Source organism: Citrobacter sp. wls711 (assembly GCF_005281055.1).
GTDB lineage: Bacteria > Pseudomonadota > Gammaproteobacteria > Enterobacterales > Enterobacteriaceae > Citrobacter > Citrobacter gillenii.
Map to the genome: position 1 here is coordinate 119,028 of NZ_SZXC01000022.1, position 20,700 is coordinate 139,727.

The window sequence follows — 20,700 nt, forward strand, 5'->3', positions numbered from 1 at the left end:
ATCTCCTTTCTGAACCCCCGCCTGTCGGGGGTTTTTTATCATTGATGGTGCGATATGGAATCAATCGAACAACAACTGACAGAACTGCGAACCACGCTTCGCCATCATGAGTATCTTTACCATGTGATGGACGCACCGGACATTCCCGATGCGGAATATGATCGCCTGATGCGCGAACTGCGTGAACTGGAAGCTCAGCACCCGGATCTGATTACGCCCGACTCGCCGACGCAACGCGTCGGTGCGGCTCCGCTGGCGTCCTTCAGTCAGATACGTCATGAAGTGCCGATGCTGTCGCTGGACAACGTATTTGATGAAGAGAGTTTTCTCGCGTTCAATAAACGCGTACAGGACCGACTGAAGAGTACGGATAAGCTGACCTGGTGCTGTGAACTGAAGCTGGACGGTCTGGCGGTAAGCATTCTGTATGAAAACGGCGTGCTGGTCAGCGCGGCAACGCGCGGTGATGGCACGACCGGTGAAGACATTACCTCGAATGTGCGTACCATTCGCGCGATCCCGCTCAAGCTGCGCGGCGACAATATTCCAACGCGTCTGGAAGTACGTGGCGAAGTCTTTTTGCCGCAGGCGGGTTTTGAAAAAATCAATGAAGACGCGCGTCGTACTGGCAATAAAGTGTTTGCTAACCCTCGTAACGCGGCAGCCGGTTCATTACGCCAGCTCGATCCGCGTATCACGGCGAAGCGACCGCTGACTTTCTTCTGCTATGGCGTCGGCGTGCTGGAAGGGGGTGAACTGCCGGATACCCATTTGGGGCGTTTGCTGCAATTCAAAGCGTGGGGACTTCCGGTCAGCGACAGGGTCACGCTGTGCGACTCTCCGGAGGAAGTACTTGCTTACTATCATCAGGTTGAAGCAGACCGACCAACGCTCGGCTTCGACATTGACGGCGTGGTGATTAAGGTCAACTCGCTGGCGCTGCAGGAGCAACTGGGCTTTGTGGCCCGTGCGCCGCGCTGGGCGGTGGCGTTTAAGTTCCCGGCGCAGGAACAGATGACCTTTGTGCGCGACGTTGAGTTTCAGGTCGGACGTACCGGGGCGATAACCCCCGTTGCTCGCCTTGAACCGGTACAGGTAGCAGGGGTGCTGGTCAGTAACGCCACGCTGCACAACGCCGATGAAATCGATCGTCTGGGTTTACGCATTGGTGACAAGGTGGTGATTCGCCGCGCGGGTGATGTGATCCCGCAGGTGGTGAACGTGGTGCTTTCCGAGCGCCCCGAAGAGACGCGTGAAATCGTCTTCCCAACCCATTGCCCGGTGTGTGGTTCTGACGTTGAGCGTGTGGAAGGTGAAGTCGTTACCCGCTGCACCGGTGGTCTCATTTGCGGTGCACAGCGTAAAGAATCCCTCAAGCATTTTGTTTCGCGTCGGGCGCTGGATGTGGACGGCATGGGCGATAAGATTATCGATCAACTGGTCGAGAAAGAGTATGTCCATACGCCAGCCGATCTGTTCCAGTTAACGGCCGGTAAGTTGACGGGGCTGGATCGCATGGGGCCGAAGTCGGCACAAAATGTGGTCAATGCGCTGGAAAAAGCCAAACAAACCACGTTTGCCCGCTTTCTCTATGCGTTGGGTATCCGTGAAGTGGGCGAAGCCACGGCCGCAGGTCTGGCAAGCTATTTCGGTACGTTGGATGCGCTGGAAGCGGCGTCCATTGAGGAGCTGCAAAAAGTCCCTGACGTTGGCATTGTGGTGGCCACTCACGTGTTTAACTTCTTTGCCGAAGAGAGCAACCGTGAGGTCATTGGCCAGCTACTGGCACAGGGCATTCACTGGCCTGCGCCGGTGGTCATCAACGCCGAAGAGATCGACAGCCCGTTTGCCGGGAAAACGGTGGTACTGACGGGAAGCCTGAGCCGGATGTCGCGCGATGACGCCAAAGCCCGGTTGACCGAACTGGGGGCGAAAGTGGCGGGCAGCGTGTCGAAGAAAACCGATCTGGTGATTGCCGGTGAAGCCGCAGGCTCCAAGCTTGCCAAAGCACAGGAGCTGGGTATCGCTGTGATTGATGAAGCGGAGATGATCCGCTTACTGGGCGCCTGAGATGGAAAAAGAGCAACTGATTGACATCGCTAATACCGTCATGCCCTTTGGCAAATACAAAGGGCGTCGGTTGATTGATGTGCCGGAAGAGTATCTGCTGTGGTTTGCCCGTAAGGATGAATTTCCACCGGGCAAACTGGGTGAACTGATGCAAATTACGTTGCTGATTAAAACTGAGGGGCTGACGCAGCTGGTACAGCCCCTGAAACGTCCGCTTTAAGCCTTTGCGGCGCGGCCTTCCTGCTGCGCCTGCAAGGCGTCAGTTTGTCGCTTATAGCGACGAGCCAGCACCGCGCAGACCATCAGCTGGATTTGATGGAATATCATCAACGGCAGCACCATCATGCCGATCACCGACGTCGGGAACAGAATGTTTGCCATGGGGATCCCGTTCGCCAGGCTCTTTTTCGACCCGCAGAATACAATGGTGATTTCATCGGCCTTATTGAAACCGCATTTACGCGCCACAAAGACATTTATCCCGATCACAATAGCCAGCAGTACGACGCTGACTACCACGATAAACAACAGTGAACCTACCCCGACTTTGTGCCAGATCCCATTCACCACGGCTTCGCTGAAGGCAGAATAAACCACCAGCAGAATCGAAGACTGGTCCGTTTTAGCGATCCATTTTTTATGTCGTGACACCCAGTTACCAATCCACGGGCGTGAAAGATGCCCCAGCACGAACGGCAGCAGCAGCTGCAGCATGATTTTACCCACCTGCTCAAGGCTGCCTTCTGCGCCATGCATATTCATCACCAGACCGACCAACAACGGTGAGAGAAAAATACCTAACAGGCTGGAGGCGGAGGCAGAGCACACGGCGGCGGCCACGTTACCACCGGCCAGCGAGGTGAAGGCAATCGCCGACTGCACCGTGGCAGGCAAAATGCACAGATACAGGAAACCCGTGTACAGCATCGGATCGACGTTAACCGGTGCCCACCAGGCAAACAGCACGCCCAGCACCGGGAAGACGACAAAGGTGCTGCACATCACCCACAGATGCAACCGCCAGTGGCTACCGCCGGCAATAATGGCTTCTCGTGAGAGTTTGGCCCCATGCATAAAGAACAGCAGGGCAATCGCTGCGGTGGTTAACCCTTCAAAGAAAGGGACAAATCCACCCTCGGCGGGAAAAAAAGATGCCAGTAACACAACGGTAATCAGCGTCAACGTGAACGGATCGAGGATACGAAAAAGTTTCATAAAAGCTCCTGGAATTCGGTCGTACTAGTTTGCGTTTTTCTGTTTGAGAAATAAAATTGATTTATTGCATCCATATATGAATTAAATCGATGAATTACTCTCTGCGTCAACTGCGTATCTTTGTCACCGTCGCTCAGGCTAAAAGCTTTAGTCGGGCGGGGGATATCATCGGCTTAAGCCAGTCGGCGGTGAGCCACAGCGTAAAAGAGCTGGAAGGGCAGACGGGCGTGCGCCTGTTGGACAGGACCACGCGAGAGGTGGTGCTTACCGACGCCGGACAACAGCTGGCAGCACGCCTTGAGCGTATCCTGGATGAGCTGCACAGCACGCTGCGCGAAGCCGGGCAGGTTGGCACGCAGCTCACCGGTACAGTTCGTGTCGCGGCCAGCCAGACCATCTCTGCCCATCTTATTCCCCAGTGTATTGCCCAGAGTAATGCGCTTTATCCCGCGATCGATTTTGTCCTGCATGACAGGCCGCAGCAGTGGGTACTGGAAAGTATTCGTCAGGGGGAAGTGGATTTCGGCATTGTTATTGATCCGGGGGCGGCAACGGACCTGCAGTGTGAAGCGGTGCTGTCGGAACCCTTCCTGCTGCTGTGTCGGGAGGATCATCCTTTAGCCGAGCGGGAGTGGGTTAATTGGCAGGATCTCCTGCACGAACGTCTGGTGTTGCAGGATTACGCCTCTGGTAGCCGACCGCTGATTGATGCGGCACTGGCCCATTTCTCCATTGATGCCAACATTGTGCAGGAGATAGGCCACCCGGCAACGCTATTTCCGATGGTCGAAGCGGGGATTGGTATCAGCGTTCTGCCCGCGCTGGCGCTCCCTCTGCCGCAGGGCAGCCATTTGCAGGTCAAACGTCTGACGCCGGTGATTGAACGACAGCTGATGCTGGCTCGACGTAAAAATCGCTCTTTATCGACCGCCGCTCAGGCATTGTGGGACGTAGTGCGCATACAGGCCAGTGAATTAACCGCCGGTCGCGCACGGGATCCGCTGTATCAGTTATAAGCGCCCCCCATGCCATTTCCGGCAGGAGAATAATGTGAAGTTGGGCGGGTTTAGCGCAACTCATCCATACCGATTTACTATCGATCGACGGGAAAAACTGTATTGGTAATCGATTGCGTAGTCTCGTTATAACATCGGGGTACGCTACGTTATTTTCGATTACTCAGTTTTAAGGACATCTCATGAGCCACACTCTTTTCTCGCAGAATCCCTGGTATAGCGCCGATATCATTCGTGGTTATAAACCTGACTTCACGCCACGCGTGGCGTTTATCCTCGGCTCCGGGCTGGGCGCGTTGGCCGAGCAAATCGAGGATGCGGTGGCGATCTCTTACGAGAAGCTGCCAGGGTTCCCGGTTAGCACCGTACACGGACATGCGGGGGAACTGGTGCTGGGGAATCTGGCTGGCGTTCCTGTGGCCTGCATGAAAGGGCGTGGACACTTTTACGAAGGTCGCGGTATGACGGTGATGACCGATGCTATTCGTACCCTTAAACTGCTGGGCTGCGAACTGCTATTTTGCACCAACGCGGCGGGCTCTTTACGTCCTGAAGTCGGTCCGGGCAGCCTGGTGGCGCTCAGCGATCACATTAATACCATGCCAGGCACGCCAATGGTTGGACTCAACGATGAGCGTTTTGGCGAGCGTTTCTTCTCGCTGGCGAACGCCTACGATGCAGACTACCGTGCGATCCTGCAAACCGTAGCGAAAGAAGAAGGATTCCCGCTGAGCGAAGGCGTATTTGTCTCCTATCCGGGACCGAACTTTGAGACGGCGGCAGAAATTCGCATGATGCAGATTATTGGCGGTGATGTGGTTGGTATGTCGGTGGTCCCTGAAGTTATCGCTGCACGTCACTGTGAATTGAAGGTGGTTGCGGTTTCTGCCATCACCAACCTGGCAGAAGGGCTGGGGGATGTGAAGTTATCCCATGCCCAGACGTTGGCGGCGGCGGAACTCTCTCGACAGAACTTCATCAATTTGATCTGCGGCTTCTTGCGCAAGCTGGCCTGAATAAAAACGATAACTGACCCCGCTTGCGGGGTCTTACTTTTTTGGCAAGGAACGGAAAAATGGGTATCGCCTCACGCTTAAAGCTCATGTCGTTTTTGCAATATTTCATCTGGGGAAGCTGGTTGGTGACCCTGGGTTCTTACATGATCAACACCCTGCATTTTACCGGTGCCAACGTGGGTATGGTTTATAGCTCGAAAGGGCTGGCGGCGATTATTATGCCTGGCATCATGGGGATCATCGCGGATAAATGGCTGCGCGCCGAACGCGCCTACATGCTGTGTCACCTGGTGTGCGCGGGTGTGCTGCTGTATGCCACCACCGTGACCGATGCAGATACCATGTTCTGGGTGATGCTGATTAACGCCATGGCTTATATGCCGACGATTGCGTTGTCGAACAGCGTCTCATACTCCTGCCTGGCGCAATCCGGCCAGGATCCGGTCACGGCTTTCCCGCCGATTCGCGTGTTTGGCACGATTGGCTTTATTGTGGCGATGTGGACGGTAAGCCTGATGGGACTGGAACTGAGCAGCGCCCAGCTGTATATCGCCTCCGGCGCCTCATTACTGCTGGCGATGTACGCGTTTACCTTACCGAAAATCCCGGTTGCTGAGAAGAAAGTGGCAACGACGCTTGCCGGTAAGCTGGGACTGGATGCGTTTGTGCTGTTTAAAAATCCGCGTATGGCGATATTCTTTCTCTTTGCCATGATGCTGGGGGCGGTACTGCAAATCACCAACGTCTTTGGTAATCCGTTCCTGCATGATTTTGCCCGTAACCCTGAATTTGCTGGCAGCTTTGTCGTGAAATACCCCTCTATTTTGCTGTCGGTGTCGCAGATGGCGGAAGTGGGCTTCATTCTCACCATTCCGTTCTTCCTCAAACGCTTTGGGATTAAAACGGTGATGCTGATGAGCATGCTGGCGTGGACGCTGCGTTTTGGTTTCTTTGCGTTTGGCGATCCGTCACCGTTTGGCTTTGTGCTGTTACTGATGTCGATGATCGTTTACGGTTGCGCGTTTGATTTCTTCAACATATCCGGATCGGTGTTCGTCGAGCAGGAAGTCAGTTCCAACATTCGCGCCAGCGCACAGGGGCTGTTTATGACCATGGTGAACGGCGTCGGGGCGTGGGTAGGTTCAATCCTGAGCGGCATGGCGGTGGACTATTTCTCCATCGATGGCGTGAAGGACTGGCAAACCATCTGGCTGGTGTTTGCGGCTTATGCGCTGGCGTTGGCCGTCATTTTTGCGCTGTTCTTCAAATACAAGCATGAGCCGGAAAGGTCCGTGCAGAAATCGCTGGCACATTAATCCTTACCTGCGGCGGGCGAATGCTGCCCGCCGTTTTATGTTCTGTGATGCAATGTGGTAACTTTGCGCATTATCCTTCTCCGCTGGAGCGCATTACTCATGGAACGCACGCATCGTATCGATCTGAAGTTACTGCGTTATTTTCTGGCAGTCGCAGAAGAACTGCATTTTGGACGTGCGGCTGCCCGCCTGAATATGTCACAACCCCCGCTAAGTATTCACATCAAAGAGCTGGAGCAGCAGCTCGGCACACTGTTGTTTATCCGGCATTCCCGTAGCGTGACGTTAACCCACGCCGGAAAAATCCTGATGGAAGAGTCACGCCGCCTGTTATCCAGCGCTAACCAGGCGCTGGCACGCGTGGAGCAGATTGGCCGCGGTGAGGCAGGGCGAGTCGAACTGGGCGTAATAGGCACGGCGATGTGGGGAAAAATGCGCCCGGTGATGCGGCGATTTTTGAAAGAGAACCCGAACGTTGAGGTGCTGTTTCGCGAAAACATGCCGGCAATGCAGATGACGCTGCTGGAGCGGCGTGAGCTGGATGCGGGAATTTGGCGGATGGCGACAGCACCCTCGCCCGGATTTACCAGCCTGCGCTTGCATGAGTCTTCATTTCTGGTGGCGATGCCGGAAGAACATCCGCTGAGCGCTCGTGACGCCGTGCCGCTGGAAGCGCTGCGTAATGAATATTTTGTCACGATGCCTTCCATTCATACTGACTGGGCATTTTTGCAGCGTGTGTGCCAGAGCGCCGGATTTTCACCGATGATTATTCGTGAGGTGAGGGAGCCACAAACGGTGCTGGCGATGATCAGTATGGGGATTGGTATTACGTTAATTGCAGATAGTTATGCGCAGATGAACTGGCCTGGCGTGGTATTCCGCCCGCTGGAAGAACGCATTCCTGCTGATTTATATATTGTGTATGACCAACAGCAGGCAACACCTGCGCTGGAGAAACTGGTTGGGGCATTGACGATGTGATGTGTGCCGGATGGCGACTGACGTCTTATCCGGCCTACAACGACGTAGACCGTAGGCCTGATAAGCGCAGTGCATCAGGCAGAGAATGGCTGAATTGTTAAATTCTACGCATAGCAAAAAGGCGCCTTTAGGGCGCCTTTTTACATTGGTGGGGCGTGCAGGATTCGAACCTGCGACCAATTGATTAAAAGTCAACTGCTCTACCAACTGAGCTAACGCCCCGAAGTGGTGGGTGATGACGGGATCGAACCGCCGACCCCCTCCTTGTAAGGGAGGTGCTCTCCCAGCTGAGCTAATCACCCACTTCGGTACTTCATATTTTGACAGAAAATCCAGCTGGCGAGAAAGTGGTGGGTGATGACGGGATCGAACCGCCGACCCCCTCCTTGTAAGGGAGGTGCTCTCCCAGCTGAGCTAATCACCCACTTCTCAATTTTCTGTTCTACACGGCGGAGACTACATAAAGTAGTTGGTGGGTGATGACGGGATCGAACCGCCGACCCCCTCCTTGTAAGGGAGGTGCTCTCCCAGCTGAGCTAATCACCCCCGCTGTGTGGAGTCGCATTATAGGGAGAGTTGAAAATGAGTCAACGCATTTTCTAAAGAAATTGTTCGTTCGTCGTAAATTTAAACAAAACGATCGCGAAATAGTCCATGCGGCATGATTTGTATACGAAAATGGCAAAGCGTGATGTTCCAACCTGAACAACATTGAGGAATCAGACCACGGTGATAGAATACGGGCCTGATAATCTTCCCAGGATTTGCCGGTTGTCGGCATCTTTATAAACGTAAGGCCATTTCATGAAAATCAAAACTCGCTTCGCGCCTAGCCCGACAGGTTATCTGCACGTCGGCGGTGCGCGTACTGCTCTTTATTCCTGGCTTTTTGCACGTAACCATAGCGGTGAGTTTGTGCTGCGTATTGAAGACACCGATCTCGAACGCTCCACGCCGGAAGCTATCGAAGCCATTATGGATGGCATGAACTGGCTGAATCTGGAGTGGGATGAAGGTCCGTACTTCCAGACCAAACGTTTTGATCGCTACAACGCCGTTATTGATGAGATGCTGGAAGCGGGTACAGCGTATAAATGCTATTGCTCCAAAGAGCGTCTGGAACAGCTGCGTGAAGATCAGATGGCGAAAGGTGAGAAGCCACGTTATGACGGTCGCTGCCGCCACGGCCACGAACATCACGCCGATGACGAACCTTGCGTGGTGCGTTTTGCCAACCCGCAGGACGGTTCCGTTATTTTTGACGACCAGATCCGTGGGCCGATCGAATTCAGCAACCAGGAACTCGACGATCTGATCATCCGCCGTACCGACGGTTCTCCAACCTATAACTTCTGTGTGGTTGTTGATGACTGGGATATGGAAATTACCCACGTTATTCGTGGTGAAGACCATATCAACAACACCCCGCGTCAGATCAACATCCTGAAGGCGCTGAACGCGCCGGTGCCGGTTTACGCGCACGTGTCGATGATCAACGGCGACGACGGTAAAAAACTGTCCAAACGTCACGGTGCGGTCAGCGTGATGCAGTATCGCGACGATGGTTACCTGCCGGAAGCGCTGCTGAACTATTTGGTGCGTCTGGGCTGGTCCAGCGGCGATCAGGAAATCTTCACCCGCGAAGAGATGATCAAGCTGTTCTCTCTTGGTGCGGTAAGCAAATCGGCGAGCGCATTCAATACCGAAAAACTGCAGTGGCTGAACCATCACTACATTAACACTCTGGCGCCTGAATATGTGGCAACGCATCTGCAGTGGCACATTGAGCAGGAAAATATCGATACCCGCGTGGGTCCGCAATTGTCCGAGCTGGTAAAACTGCTGGGCGAGCGCTGCAAAACCCTGAAAGAGATGGCGCAGAGCTGCCGCTACTTCTATGAAGACTTTGCTGAGTTCGATGCGGATGCTGCGAAGAAACACCTGCGTCCGGTTGCGCGTCAGCCGCTGGAAGTGGTGCGTGATAAAATTGCTGCCATCACCGAATGGACCGCTGAAAACGTACATCACGCCATTCAGTCTACCGCTGATGAGCTGGAAGTGGGGATGGGTAAAGTCGGTATGCCGCTGCGCGTTGCGGTTACCGGTGCAGGCCAGTCTCCAGGATTAGACGTTACGGTGCATGCGATTGGTAAATCCCGCAGCATTGAACGTATTAACAAAGCGCTGGCGTTTATTGCTGAGCGTGAAAAGCAGCAGTAAGACAGTCTGAGAGACAACAAAACGGCAGGCGCAGATCCTGCCGTTTTTTTTGGCATTTATTCGGATTCATCAATACCCAGACGGGTGAGAAAACTACGAATACCTTCGCGCGAAAGAAACAGCGCCAGTTTTTCTTGTTCCGCTGGTGACATGTTATCCAACGCGCTGATTATCTGGCGACAGGCGTGGCTACGGACAACGTGCGTGTATTCTGCAACGGGTTCTTCAGCCTGATAAAATTCCGGGATTTTGCGAAAAGCTGGGATATTGAGAATAAATTCCCGTACGCCGGCATCAATATGAATAAGCCTTGCGCGACCACCCTTCACACCGGGAAACTTTTCGGTTTTCCAGTTTTGTTCTCTGATCCAACGATTGACCGTTTGTTTCGCGACTCCGAGACATTCAGCCAGCTCTTCGGTGGTCATTTTGCTGCGTAATTTTTTCATATTATTTGCTGTCGCGGATCCCTAAGCGTTGTAACAAACCGGTAATGCCTTCACGCAGGATCAATGACGTAAACATTTTCTGTTCTGCTGGCGTCATTTCTTTCGCGAGGGTGATCAGCAGTGTTTCAATAGAAGAGTCGCCAGCTAAAGATAAGTTATCCGATAAACCTTCAGCTGAACGCTCTGCACTGCGAATGTATTCGCGAACTTGTTCGTTGACGTGAACCAGACGAGCTTTTCCGCCCTGAACGCCCGGTTTTGGTGACGTAGCCCAGCCTTCCTTGCGCACCCATTTATTAATGGTCTGCCGGCTGTAACCGGTCAGATTAGCAAGTTCTTCTGGCGTCATCCGTTCCTTGAACATAACGATTCCCTGAGTAGTCGTGGGGTTAATTAGTGGTTCAGTTTATAGCACCATTTTACTAGAAACCGTGACGCGTTTAACTACTGAATGCGAGTTGTTGCGCAATGTTCTTCATTTGCCTGCTTTTTCAGCGATTGAATTCAGTGAGTTAATTTTGCCGTTGACACGCGCGAAGGGAATTCATATTATGCCGCCCGTCAACTCGACAAGCTTTACGTGACGGGGCTATAGCTCAGCTGGGAGAGCGCTTGCATGGCATGCAAGAGGTCAGCGGTTCGATCCCGCTTAGCTCCACCAAATTTAATCCCACTAAATTTGGTACGTAAAGGCATCGTGGGGCTATAGCTCAGCTGGGAGAGCGCCTGCATGGCATGCAGGAGGTCAGCGGTTCGATCCCGCTTAGCTCCACCAAAATTAAGACCCTCGCTGAAAAGCGGGGGTTTTTTGTTTCTACTTTCTGCACGATCCTCTGCTTCCTCTGTCAGATCACCAAATGACGGACATAAAAAAACCGGGGAGAATCTCCCCGGCCGAGTCACTACGATTGCGATGCTACTGTCTTACAGCACCAGTGCTGCGATGGATGCGGACAGTACGCTCACCAGCGTAGAGCCGTATACCAGCTTCAGACCAAAGCGGGATACCACGTTGCCTTGCTCTTCGTTCAGGCCTTTGATTGCGCCTGCAATGATACCGATGGAAGAGAAGTTAGCGAAGGAGACCAGGAACACAGACAGAATACCTTCCGCGCGTGGAGAGAGCGTAGACGCGATTTTCTGCAGGTCCATCATGGCCACGAATTCGTTGGAAACCAGTTTAGTCGCCATGATACTACCCACCTGCAGCGCTTCGCTGGACGGCACACCCATCACCCATGCAACCGGGTAGAAGATGTAGCCCAGGATGCCCTGGAAGGAGATGCTGTAGCCAAACCAGCCGGTGACGGTGGCAAACAGGGCGTTCAGCGCGGCAATCAGCGCGATGAAACCGATCAGCATTGCTGCCACGATAATCGCGACCTTGAAGCCTGCCAGAATGTACTCACCCAGCATTTCGAAGAAGCTCTGTCCTTCATGCAGGTTAGACATCTGAATATTTTCTTCGCTGGCATCCACGCGGTAAGGGTTGATCAGCGACAGTACAATAAAGGTGCTGAACATGTTCAGAACCAATGCAGCAACAACGTATTTTGGTTCCAGCATGGTCATGTACGCGCCGACGATGGACATGGAAACGGTGGACATTGCCGTCGCTGCCATGGTGTACATGCGGTTGCGTGACATCTTGCCCAGAATATCTTTATAGGCAATAAAGTTTTCAGACTGACCCAGGATCAGCGAGCTGACGGCGTTGAAGGACTCCAGCTTGCCCATACCGTTGACTTTGGATAACAAAAATCCAATTGCGCGGATGATAACAGGCAGAACGCGGATATGCTGCAGAATACCGATCAGGGCGGAAATGAAGACGATTGGGCACAGTACTTTCAGGAAGAAGAATGCCAGGCCTTTATCGTTCATGCTGCCGAAGACAAAGTTTGTCCCTTCATTAGCAAAACCGAGCAGTTTTTCAAACATCTCGGAGAAGCCTTTCACGAAGCCCAGCCCGACATCAGAATTCAGGAAGAACCACGCCAGTAACACTTCGATAACAAGTAATTGAATAACATAACGAATGCGAATTTGTTTACGGTCACTGCTTACCAGCAGTGCGAGTACCGCAACCACGGCAAGGGCCAGGACAAAATGAAGAACGCGGTCCATATTTGCTCCAAACATGAGGCAGGTTTAATTTCCTTGCACATTCTATGTAACAACACCAAAGAAAACGAGATCAAACACACACTATAATAAGGACCTGTGACGAGATTCAAAATTAGTGATCGGTAATACACTTCCGTGATGTTTAGTATGGAAGTGAAAAGTTATGTCATTGTGCTAATCTCATAACATTAATTAAACATTTCATCGGTATTTCCAGGTCCCCGATCTATTTATAGACCAGCACTATCAAAGAAATCATTTTTATCCATCAAAATGAATTTGATAATCATTCTCAATTGACGTAATTTGAAACATAGCAAAGGCTATGTTTTTGAGGCACGAAAATGACGAACGATCGCGTTGAGACAAGCAGTGGACGGGCAGCACGCAAGTTGAAACTTGCGTTAATGGGGCCTGCATTCATCGCGGCTATCGGGTATATCGATCCTGGTAACTTTGCCACCAATATCCAGGCCGGGGCCAGTTTTGGCTATAAACTGCTGTGGGTCGTCGTCTGGGCAAACCTGATGGCAATGCTGATTCAGGTATTGTCGGCCAAGCTGGGGATTGCCACCGGTAAAAACCTCGCCGAGCAAATTCGCGATCACTACCCACGTCCGGTGGTGTGGTTTTACTGGGTGCAGGCTGAAATCATTGCTATGGCGACCGATCTTGCCGAGTTTATCGGTGCCGCGATTGGCTTTAAGCTGATCCTCGGCGTTTCGCTGTTACAGGGGGCGGTGCTGACCGGTATCGCCACATTTTTAATCCTGATGCTGCAACGTCGCGGGCAAAAACCACTGGAAAAAGTAATTGGTGGATTACTGTTGTTTGTGGCCGCGGCATATATTGTCGAACTGATCTTCTCGCAGCCGAATCTGGCGCAGCTGAGTAAGGGCATGATCATTCCCAGTCTGCCGAACTCTGAGGCGGTCTTTCTGGCAGCCGGCGTACTCGGCGCGACCATTATGCCGCACGTCATTTATTTGCACTCCTCTTTAACTCAGCATCTTCATGGCGGGACACGGCAACAGCGCTACGCGGCAACTAAGTGGGATGTGGCTATCGCCATGACCATTGCCGGGTTTGTCAATCTGGCAATGATGGCTACTGCTGCCGCAGCCTTTCACTTCAGTGGTCATACCGGCATTACCGATCTCGATCAGGCTTATCTGACGCTGGAACCGTTGTTGAGTCATGCGGCGGCGACGGTATTTGGTCTCAGCCTGGTGGCGGCGGGGCTTTCTTCAACAGTTGTCGGCACGCTGGCCGGACAGGTTGTGATGCAGGGGTTTATCCGTTTTCATATCCCGCTGTGGGTTCGTCGTACGGTTACTATGATGCCGTCATTCATCGTCATTCTGATGGGACTGGATTCCACCCGTATTCTGGTCATGAGCCAGGTGTTGCTGAGTTTCGGTATCGCGCTGGCGCTGGTACCACTCCTGATATTCACCAGTAACGGTACGTTAATGGGGGATTTAGTTAACACCGTCTGGGTTAAATATGTTGGCTGGATGATTGTGGTACTGGTGGTGGCGCTAAATCTCTGGCTGCTGGTAGGGACGGCGCTTGGTTTATAGCAGACTTATGGTTACCCGATAGTGCCGGGTAACCATGTCGATTATTTTTTATTTAGGTGGCTACGGTAGGTATCAAGTACTACTGCAACAATAATAACTGCACCTGTTATGAAGCGTTTTGTGGGCTCGCTTGCGCCAACTTGCGCCAGCCCTGCTGCCAGAACGGAAATAATTAACGCGCCAAGAAAAGTACAAATAATTGAACCTCGTCCTCCCATCAAGCTTGTGCCGCCAATCACGACAGCAGCAATAACCTGTAGCTCCATGCCAACGCCGCTATTCGGGTCTGCGGCCTCAAGACGTGCCACCTGAAACAGTGAAGCCAGACCGGATAATCCCCCCATAAGTGCAAATACAGCAATCTTATAAGGGCCTGGATTTATGCCTGATAATCGTACGGCCTCTTCATTTGTACCAATGCCAATCAAATGGCGGCCAAATACAGTTCTGGTTAATACTAAATGCCCGACAATAATGACTACGATCGCAATGATAAAAGAAGGGGAGACACCGAAGAAAATCGGGTCGGCCAGATAGTCATAAATAGAACCGATATAAGCTGTCCGCGAATCAGTCAACTGGTATGCTGCGCCACGCGCCATTTCCAGCACCCCAAGAGAGACGATAAATGCCGGAATACGCCAGGCCACAGTAATCAAGCCTGTTAGCGCACCAACCAATGTTGCGAGTGCGATACCAGAAAGAGCTGCTAGCCACGGCGTCCAATGGAAATTTAAATAGGTAACGCTTACCACTGCAGCGGCAAGAGCCAGTAGTGACCCCACGGAAAGATCGATACCGGCAATAATTAATATAAATGTCATCCCCACCGACATAACGATTAAGTCAGGGATTTGATTCGCAATAGTACTAAAAGTGTTCATACTCAGGAAATGCGCGCTGAGGCATGAAAAGAGTACGATCATCGCTAATAATGCCCCGAGTAACCCGATGTAGCTACTTAGTCCTGTCCATGACGACTGGGCGTTTCTTTTCTCTGCTGCCGCTTGTTTTGTCGCTAAGTTGTTCTTCATTTTTTATCCCCGGCTATTCGCTGGAAGTCTTTTCTGCATGCTGATATGCAGAAAATGCTGCTGCTAAAATTCGATCCTGGCTCCAGTCTTCCCGCGAAAATGTGTTCACTAACTTTCCATCGGAAATTACCGCAATACGATCGCAAACGAGCATGAGTTCGCGAAGGTCACTGGAAACGACAACAACACCTTTTCCCTTTTCCGTTAACATATTCAATAATTGGTAGATATCTTGTTTTGCACCGACATCAATACCACGAGTGGGCTCATCAAATAAGACAACCTCGCAATCTCGTTCCAGCCAACGGCTAATTAGCACTTTTTGCTGATTGCCACCTGATAAACTTTCCACGGCCTGCAAAGTGTTGGCTGTACGGACACCTAAACTTTTAATGTGTTTGTTCGCTAACGTCGTTTCGCTCAAAGTATTAACGACCGACAGATGGCTTATCTTGTCGCTGTTGCCCAGTGAAATATTAGCTGCAACTGATTGGGGTAATAAAAGGCCTTCACCTTTACGGTCTTCTGTGACTAATGCAATACCGTGTCGAATGGCATCTGCAGGAGAGTGAATTACTATCGGTTTTAATGGGTCGCCAGTCTGTAGCGTGCCACTATCAATTTTATCCGCGCCAAAAATAGCACGCAGAAGTTCGGTTCGACCAGAGCCAACCAGACCGCTAATACCTAATACTTCACCACTGTACAACGTAAATGAGGTATCCCGAATAATTTTCCCCCGCTTGAAATTTTCTACTTTGAGAATGGGCCGTCCAGCCTGGCGGCTACTTAAATCAAATGAACTTTCCAAATCGCGTCCGACCATCAGGGAAACAATTTGATCGCTGGTAAAGTGCTTGATCTCGTCTACACAAACCAAATGGCCATCTCGCAGTACCGCAATGTCATCCGCAATTATTGCTAGCTCATCCAGTCGGTGAGAGATGTAAATTATTGAAACGCCACGGGCTTTGAATAGTGCTATCTGTTTAAACAATAATTCAACCTCGCGGCTACTGAGCATGGCTGTCGGTTCATCCAGAATAAGTACTCGGCTTTCACCTATTAAGTTTCTGGCGATTTCAATCATTTGCTGATGGCCGATACCTAATTCACCCACCAGAGTATTCGGGTCGATTGATTGCAGTCCAACCATTGCCATGACGGGGCGAGCCATTTCCTCTAACTTTTTACGATCAATCCAGCCAAATCGGTGAGGGAGCTGTTCGAGAAACAGATTCTCTGCCACCGATAGCGTAGGGAGTAAATTGAGTTCCTGCATTACCATGCGAACACCCAATTTTTCAGCCTCTTTCCTGCTGGCTGGTGCGTAAGGTTGACCCTGATAAATCATCTGTCCGGCGGTTGCGCTAGTCAGTCCCCCAATGATTTTTGATAAGGTACTTTTTCCGGCTCCGTTTTCCCCCGTCAGCGCTAATACTTTTCCTGGATATAACGCTAGTGTCACATCCACCAGGACAGGTTCATTATAGGTTTTACCTATTCCCTGTATTACGAGGATCTCTTGCCCACTTTTCATATTCTGACCCTATCCGGTAAGCTGCTGTGATACCCGTGTCGTTGCAATATCACAGCGGCGTACTGTTATTAGCTTATTGTTTAACAATAAGTTTTATTGGTGTTTCAACGTTGCTGGATAACTCACTCTGTTTTTTGCCATTTTTGAGCGCGTCAAGTGCGGCATCAATGCCAAATACCGCTTGCTGGGATGCAAATTGATCCGCTGTCGCTAATACGCGGCCATCATTCAACATCGGCTTAATCGCTTCAATATTGTCATAGCCAACCACCATAACCTGTCCTTTCTTTCCTGCTGAACGAATCGCGGAAACAGCACCTAATGCCATATTGTCGTTATCTGCTAACAGCGCTTTGATATCGGGATATTCGCTTAACATTGCAGCGGCAACTGCATTAGCGTTGTTAATTTCCCATTGACCAGATTGAACAGAAACCACTTTCATTCCACCCTGAGCCATTGCATTCTGGAACCCAAGAGTACGCTGCTGAGAGTTGCTGGAGGTTGGAATACCCTCGATAATACCGACCTGATCGCCCGGTTTAAGGTGTTTTGCTAAATAGTCACCAATATCTTTTGCACCTTTTTGGTTATCCGGGCCAACAAAAGGAATGTTTAAGTTTTTATCTTTAAGTACGCCATCATCAAATTTATTATCAATGTTAATAACAATTATTCCTGCATCAATCGCTTTCTTAATTACGGGCAGGAGTGCTTTAGAGTCTGATGGTGCAATGATGATGGCATCAGCTTTAGAGACGATCATTTGCTCTACGATCTGAATTTGATTTGCTGTATCCGTTTCGTTCTTGATTCCGTTAGAAATCAAGTCAAATTTGTCTGCATTTTTTTTCTGATAATCTTTTGCACCTGTCTCCATTGTCAGGAAAAACTCGTTTGCCAGTGATTTCATGACCAGCGCGACTTTAGGTTTATGCATCTGCGTATCATCAGCAATAGCAGGTGCGGCGAAGGAGGCGGAGAGTGCTAATCCGATAGTTGCACTGATAACACGATAAAACATTTTATTTTTCATATGATTATCCTATAGGTGTAGGGGGTAATGCTCTCAACAGTTACTGCATTCGGTGATAAACGAGCGAGTTACTGGGCATGTTTGATGCACCTTTGCGTTCAACTTTCAATGATGCAAACGCAGAAGCATACTGCGCTGCATTGATGAGTCCTTTACCGTTTGCAATACATGCAGCCAGCGCCCCGGTAAAGGCATCACCTGCTCCACTAGTATCGACGACCGCTGATTTATAGGCAGGAATATGAGTAAAAACTTTACCATCAAAAATCAGACAACCTTCGCTACCTAACGTGATAATGACGCATTTTGCGCCTTGAATGTGGATGCTTTTGGCCGCATTTTTTGCCGAATAAATATCGACAATGCTAATGCCAGACAATGCTTCGGCTTCAATTTTATTCGGTGTAATAATATCTATTAAATGCAATATTTCTTTTATTTCTGAAACATAGGGGGCCGGATTCAATACAACAAGAGACTTCCCAAGTTTTGCTTGCATTACTGCATAACGGGTTATGGGAAAATTATTTTCTAGTTGAGTCAAAAAAACCTTACAATTGCGAATGGTATCAATATCCAGCAAAATATCCTCTTGGGTAAATGTTTCATTGGCCCCAAGATCGATACTGATCATGTTATCTCCGGTGGCGCCAGAAACCCAGACGATAGCAATGCCAGTTGATGACATTTCATTTTCAAAAAAAGAAAATGATGAGATTTCAGTGTTTGTTAAATAGCGCTTCGCTTTTTTTGAAAACTCATCTGCTCCTAACTTAACCGTCAAGTGAACGTTGTTATTTATTTTTGCCGCAGCGACAGCTTGGTTTGTACCTTTTCCTCCAGCATAAAAATGGGTTGCAGATGCGCGTATTGTTTGCCCAACCTGGGGCAGTGTCGTTGTTTCAGAGACAATATCGACGTTAAACGATCCGAGGATATAAATACTTTCATCAATATAGTTATTTTGTGTAGAACGGGTAGCGGTAGGCGTAGTCTCTTTGTTACTTTTAAATCCATTCAATATTGTTTTTGTAAATGATTGTTCAAATAAGGATTCATCATCAGGTGTATTTTTTAATTGTGCGCCACCATGAAATAATGAGAAACGTGTATTTTGACATAACTCGTTTAAGTCATTACGGATAGTACGAGTCGTTACTGATAATTCCCTCGCTAATTCGCTAACATAAACTTTTTTATCAGTTACCAGCTTGACGCGAATGGCTTTATGTCGTTCTTGTTTTTTCATTAGCGTTCACCCCCAACTTTTATAATATAATATTAAATTAATGTTAATATTTATGGCGTAAAGTTCAAAAAAAAACATCATAAATCGGAATTTTTTTTTCCGATTTTGCGAATTAGTGAAATGATAAGGAAAGTTGAGAAAACGAAGGAAGGTCCTGCTGTTGGCGCGCGAAGTCTGGCTTTTGGGTAAGCATCACGCAAAAAGGGTCCCTGTAAAAACAGAGACCCTTTTTAAATTTGCCATCGAAAATGCTTTCGCCATTCGTACGAAGGGATGACTTACTGGCTTTTTGTTACATTAATGATGGTGGCCATGACCACGTCCGTGGCCTTTGCCGCGACCGCGATGGTCATCGCGATCGTTCCAGCCTTCACGATAACCGCGCTCGTACGCTTTGCGCTTATCCCAGCCACGATGATTACCATTATCATGACGCCACCAGCGATTTTTGCGCCATTCATAATTATTGTGCCAGTAACCCCGGTCGCGCCAGTGGCCGCCATCCCAGTAGTTACCATAATTATCGCGATCGCCAATTTGCAATTTTATTGATGGCAGCAGGGTGATTTCACCAGCGTTTGCGGCCAGCGGCGTGAAAGCCAATAAGGCTGCAGCCAGAATCAGTGACCTGAACATTTTTTCTCTCCTTCACGATCGAGCCGTAGCCGGCCTGTTAATGCAATATTACGGGGCAGTAAAGCCCCGTTTAATCGCCTGAACTCTTAAATCATGAAAGAGAGCACTTTTTGTTAATAAATGTGTCTTTATTTCAAACAATTCAGGATGGCGTCAATCTCTGCGCATTCTTCTGCAGACAAATGACGGTTTGCCAGCATGCCAACAGCATCTTCAATTTGCGCTGTTTTACTGGCACCAATCAACACTGAGGTGACTTTGTCTTCTCGCAACACCCAGGCCAGGGCCATTTGGGAGAGCTTTTGTCCCCGACGCTCAGCCATTGCGTTCAGCTGGCGGACTTTTTCCAGTTTCTCGGGCGTTATCTGATCCGGGTTGAGAAAACGGCTACCGCTTGCCGCACGAGAATCCGCCGGGATCCCGTTCAGGTAACGGTCGGTTAACTGCCCGCCCGCCAGTGGAGAGAAAGCGATACTGCCCACGCCTTTTTCCTGCAACAGTGACAACAATCCCCCTTCAACCCAACGTTCAAACATGGAATATTTCGGCTGATGAATCAGGCACGGGGTACCTAAGTCGTCGAGGATCTCAATCGCCTGTCTGGCAAGGTCGGCGGGATAGTTAGACAGTCCGACATACAGCGCTTTTCCCTGGCGAACAATGTGATCCAGCGCCTTCATGGTTTCTGTGAGCGGCGTTTCGGGATCGGGACGATGGTGGTAGAAGATATCCACGTACTCCAGACCCATACGTTTCAGGCTCTGGTCGAGGCTGGCAATCAGGTATTTACGCGAACCCCAGTCGCCGTAGGGGCCATCCCACATGGTGTAGCCCGCCTTGGTGGAAATAATGAGTTCATCCCGCCACGGTAAAAAATCTTCCTGCAAAATACGGCCAAAATTTCGCTCGGCAGAGCCCGGAGGTGGGCCGTAGTTATTGGCGAGATCAAAATGGGTGATCCCCAGATCGAACGCGCGCTGTAGCAGGCTTCGGCTGTTTTCTACCTGCGTGGTGTCGCCAAAATTGTGCCATAAGCCCAGAGAGATAACCGGTAGCTTGAGTCCGCTCTGACCGCAGCGGCGGTACTCCATTGTCTGATAGCGATTTTCATCCGCGTGATAAACCATGTAGACCCCTTCCTGATATCAAGATGACGTATATGTTTTAGTGTATACGGTTACACGGTCGATTCTTCAATGGTATTTCACC

General features: G+C 50.3%; 18 protein-coding genes and 6 tRNA genes. 10 read left to right on the forward strand and 14 right to left on the reverse strand.

Annotated elements, in window-relative coordinates; translation table 11 throughout:
- Window positions 1-54: 54 nt before the first annotated feature.
- Window positions 55-2,070 carry an NAD-dependent DNA ligase LigA gene (gene ligA, locus FDW98_RS08140; RefSeq protein WP_096756258.1) on the forward strand — a complete coding sequence of 672 codons (2,016 nt, stop codon included), beginning with the start codon at window positions 55-57 and terminating at the stop codon, window positions 2,068-2,070.
- Between the two features lies 1 nt (window position 2,071).
- The gene (locus tag FDW98_RS08145) at window positions 2,072-2,290 is read left to right on the forward strand and encodes a DUF3820 family protein (protein ID WP_045445890.1); all 219 of its coding nucleotides are present in this window, start codon (window positions 2,072-2,074) and stop codon (window positions 2,288-2,290) included.
- Here FDW98_RS08145 and FDW98_RS08150 read toward each other — a convergent pair.
- Complete coding sequence (locus FDW98_RS08150) at window positions 2,287-3,285, reverse strand: bile acid:sodium symporter family protein (protein ID WP_096756259.1); 999 nt, start codon at window positions 3,283-3,285, stop codon at window positions 2,287-2,289. The genes FDW98_RS08145 and FDW98_RS08150 overlap by 4 nt on opposite strands.
- 89 nt (window positions 3,286-3,374) lie before the next feature.
- Between FDW98_RS08150 and FDW98_RS08155 the strand changes: the two genes are divergently transcribed.
- The 4 genes from FDW98_RS08155 to FDW98_RS08170 all read left to right on the forward strand — a co-directional run bounded on the left by FDW98_RS08155 (window position 3,375) and on the right by FDW98_RS08170 (window position 7,617).
- Complete coding sequence (locus FDW98_RS08155; RefSeq protein ID WP_096756260.1) at window positions 3,375-4,301, forward strand: LysR family transcriptional regulator; 927 nt, start codon at window positions 3,375-3,377, stop codon at window positions 4,299-4,301.
- 182 nt (window positions 4,302-4,483) lie between these two features.
- Window positions 4,484-5,317 carry a xanthosine phosphorylase gene (gene xapA / locus FDW98_RS08160; RefSeq protein ID WP_096756261.1) on the forward strand — a complete coding sequence of 278 codons (834 nt, stop codon included), beginning with the start codon at window positions 4,484-4,486 and terminating at the stop codon, window positions 5,315-5,317.
- A gap of 59 nt (window positions 5,318-5,376) precedes the next feature.
- Window positions 5,377-6,633: a nucleoside permease gene (locus FDW98_RS08165; RefSeq protein ID WP_096756262.1), complete on the forward strand. Its 1,257-nt coding sequence runs from the start codon at window positions 5,377-5,379 to the stop codon at window positions 6,631-6,633.
- 99 nt (window positions 6,634-6,732) lie between these two features.
- Window positions 6,733-7,617: a LysR family transcriptional regulator gene (locus FDW98_RS08170; RefSeq protein ID WP_096756263.1), complete on the forward strand. Its 885-nt coding sequence runs from the start codon at window positions 6,733-6,735 to the stop codon at window positions 7,615-7,617.
- Window positions 7,618-7,763: 146 nt separating this feature from the next.
- Here the strand turns inward: FDW98_RS08170 and FDW98_RS08175 are convergent.
- The 4 genes from FDW98_RS08175 to FDW98_RS08190 form a co-directional block, all read right to left on the reverse strand.
- Window positions 7,764-7,839: transfer RNA gene (locus FDW98_RS08175), tRNA-Lys, on the reverse strand.
- 4 nt (window positions 7,840-7,843) lie between these two features.
- Window positions 7,844-7,919, reverse strand: a tRNA-Val gene (locus FDW98_RS08180).
- 46 nt (window positions 7,920-7,965) lie between these two features.
- Window positions 7,966-8,041 (reverse strand) — tRNA-Val (locus FDW98_RS08185).
- A gap of 46 nt (window positions 8,042-8,087) precedes the next feature.
- Window positions 8,088-8,163: transfer RNA gene (locus FDW98_RS08190), tRNA-Val, on the reverse strand.
- A gap of 258 nt (window positions 8,164-8,421) precedes the next feature.
- Here FDW98_RS08190 and gltX point away from each other — a divergent pair.
- Window positions 8,422-9,837: a glutamate--tRNA ligase gene (gltX, locus tag FDW98_RS08195; protein WP_096756264.1), complete on the forward strand. Its 1,416-nt coding sequence runs from the start codon at window positions 8,422-8,424 to the stop codon at window positions 9,835-9,837.
- Window positions 9,838-9,893: 56 nt separating this feature from the next.
- Here the strand turns inward: gltX and FDW98_RS08200 are convergent, their stop codons facing one another.
- Both FDW98_RS08200 and FDW98_RS08205 read right to left on the reverse strand, forming a co-directional pair.
- Window positions 9,894-10,286, reverse strand: coding sequence for a YfeC-like transcriptional regulator (locus FDW98_RS08200; RefSeq protein ID WP_096756265.1), 393 nt, complete (start codon window positions 10,284-10,286; stop codon window positions 9,894-9,896).
- 1 nt (window position 10,287) lies between these two features.
- Window positions 10,288-10,650 carry a YfeC-like transcriptional regulator gene (locus FDW98_RS08205; protein WP_096756266.1) on the reverse strand — a complete coding sequence of 121 codons (363 nt, stop codon included), beginning with the start codon at window positions 10,648-10,650 and terminating at the stop codon, window positions 10,288-10,290.
- 221 nt (window positions 10,651-10,871) lie between these two features.
- On the opposite strand from FDW98_RS08205, the gene FDW98_RS08210 reads away from it, so the two are divergent.
- Together FDW98_RS08210 and FDW98_RS08215 are read left to right on the forward strand one after the other, a co-directional pair.
- Window positions 10,872-10,947 (forward strand) — tRNA-Ala (locus tag FDW98_RS08210).
- Window positions 10,948-10,985: 38 nt separating this feature from the next.
- A tRNA-Ala gene (locus FDW98_RS08215) sits at window positions 10,986-11,061 on the forward strand.
- 149 nt (window positions 11,062-11,210) lie between these two features.
- Here FDW98_RS08215 and nupC read toward each other — a convergent pair.
- Entirely contained in the window at window positions 11,211-12,413 is a 1,203-nt protein-coding gene (gene nupC, locus FDW98_RS08220) for a nucleoside permease NupC (protein WP_096756267.1), read from the reverse strand.
- 344 nt (window positions 12,414-12,757) lie between these two features.
- Here nupC and FDW98_RS08225 point away from each other — a divergent pair, with 344 nt between their 5' ends.
- Complete coding sequence (locus FDW98_RS08225; RefSeq protein ID WP_096756268.1) at window positions 12,758-13,996, forward strand: Nramp family divalent metal transporter; 1,239 nt, start codon at window positions 12,758-12,760, stop codon at window positions 13,994-13,996.
- A 41-nt stretch (window positions 13,997-14,037) separates the two neighbouring features.
- On the opposite strand, the gene FDW98_RS08230 is transcribed toward FDW98_RS08225, so the two are convergent.
- From FDW98_RS08230 to mgrA, 6 genes are all read right to left on the reverse strand, one after another.
- Window positions 14,038-15,030, reverse strand: coding sequence for an ABC transporter permease (locus FDW98_RS08230; protein WP_096756269.1), 993 nt, complete (start codon window positions 15,028-15,030; stop codon window positions 14,038-14,040).
- Window positions 15,031-15,043: 13 nt separating this feature from the next.
- Window positions 15,044-16,570 (reverse strand): sugar ABC transporter ATP-binding protein, encoded by a 1,527-nt coding sequence (locus tag FDW98_RS08235; protein ID WP_096756270.1) that lies wholly within the window; start codon window positions 16,568-16,570, stop codon window positions 15,044-15,046.
- Between the two features lie 73 nt (window positions 16,571-16,643).
- Window positions 16,644-17,606 carry a sugar ABC transporter substrate-binding protein gene (locus FDW98_RS08240; RefSeq protein WP_096756271.1) on the reverse strand — a complete coding sequence of 321 codons (963 nt, stop codon included), beginning with the start codon at window positions 17,604-17,606 and terminating at the stop codon, window positions 16,644-16,646.
- Window positions 17,607-17,646: 40 nt separating this feature from the next.
- Window positions 17,647-18,855: a PfkB family carbohydrate kinase gene (locus FDW98_RS08245; protein ID WP_096756272.1), complete on the reverse strand. Its 1,209-nt coding sequence runs from the start codon at window positions 18,853-18,855 to the stop codon at window positions 17,647-17,649.
- Window positions 18,856-19,152: 297 nt separating this feature from the next.
- On the reverse strand, window positions 19,153-19,491 hold the full coding sequence (ypeC, locus tag FDW98_RS08250) for a DUF2502 domain-containing protein YpeC (RefSeq protein WP_096756273.1): 339 nt from the start codon (window positions 19,489-19,491) through the stop codon (window positions 19,153-19,155).
- A gap of 128 nt (window positions 19,492-19,619) precedes the next feature.
- Window positions 19,620-20,618 carry an L-glyceraldehyde 3-phosphate reductase gene (gene mgrA, locus FDW98_RS08255; protein ID WP_096756274.1) on the reverse strand — a complete coding sequence of 333 codons (999 nt, stop codon included), beginning with the start codon at window positions 20,616-20,618 and terminating at the stop codon, window positions 19,620-19,622.
- Window positions 20,619-20,700 lie beyond the last annotated feature (82 nt).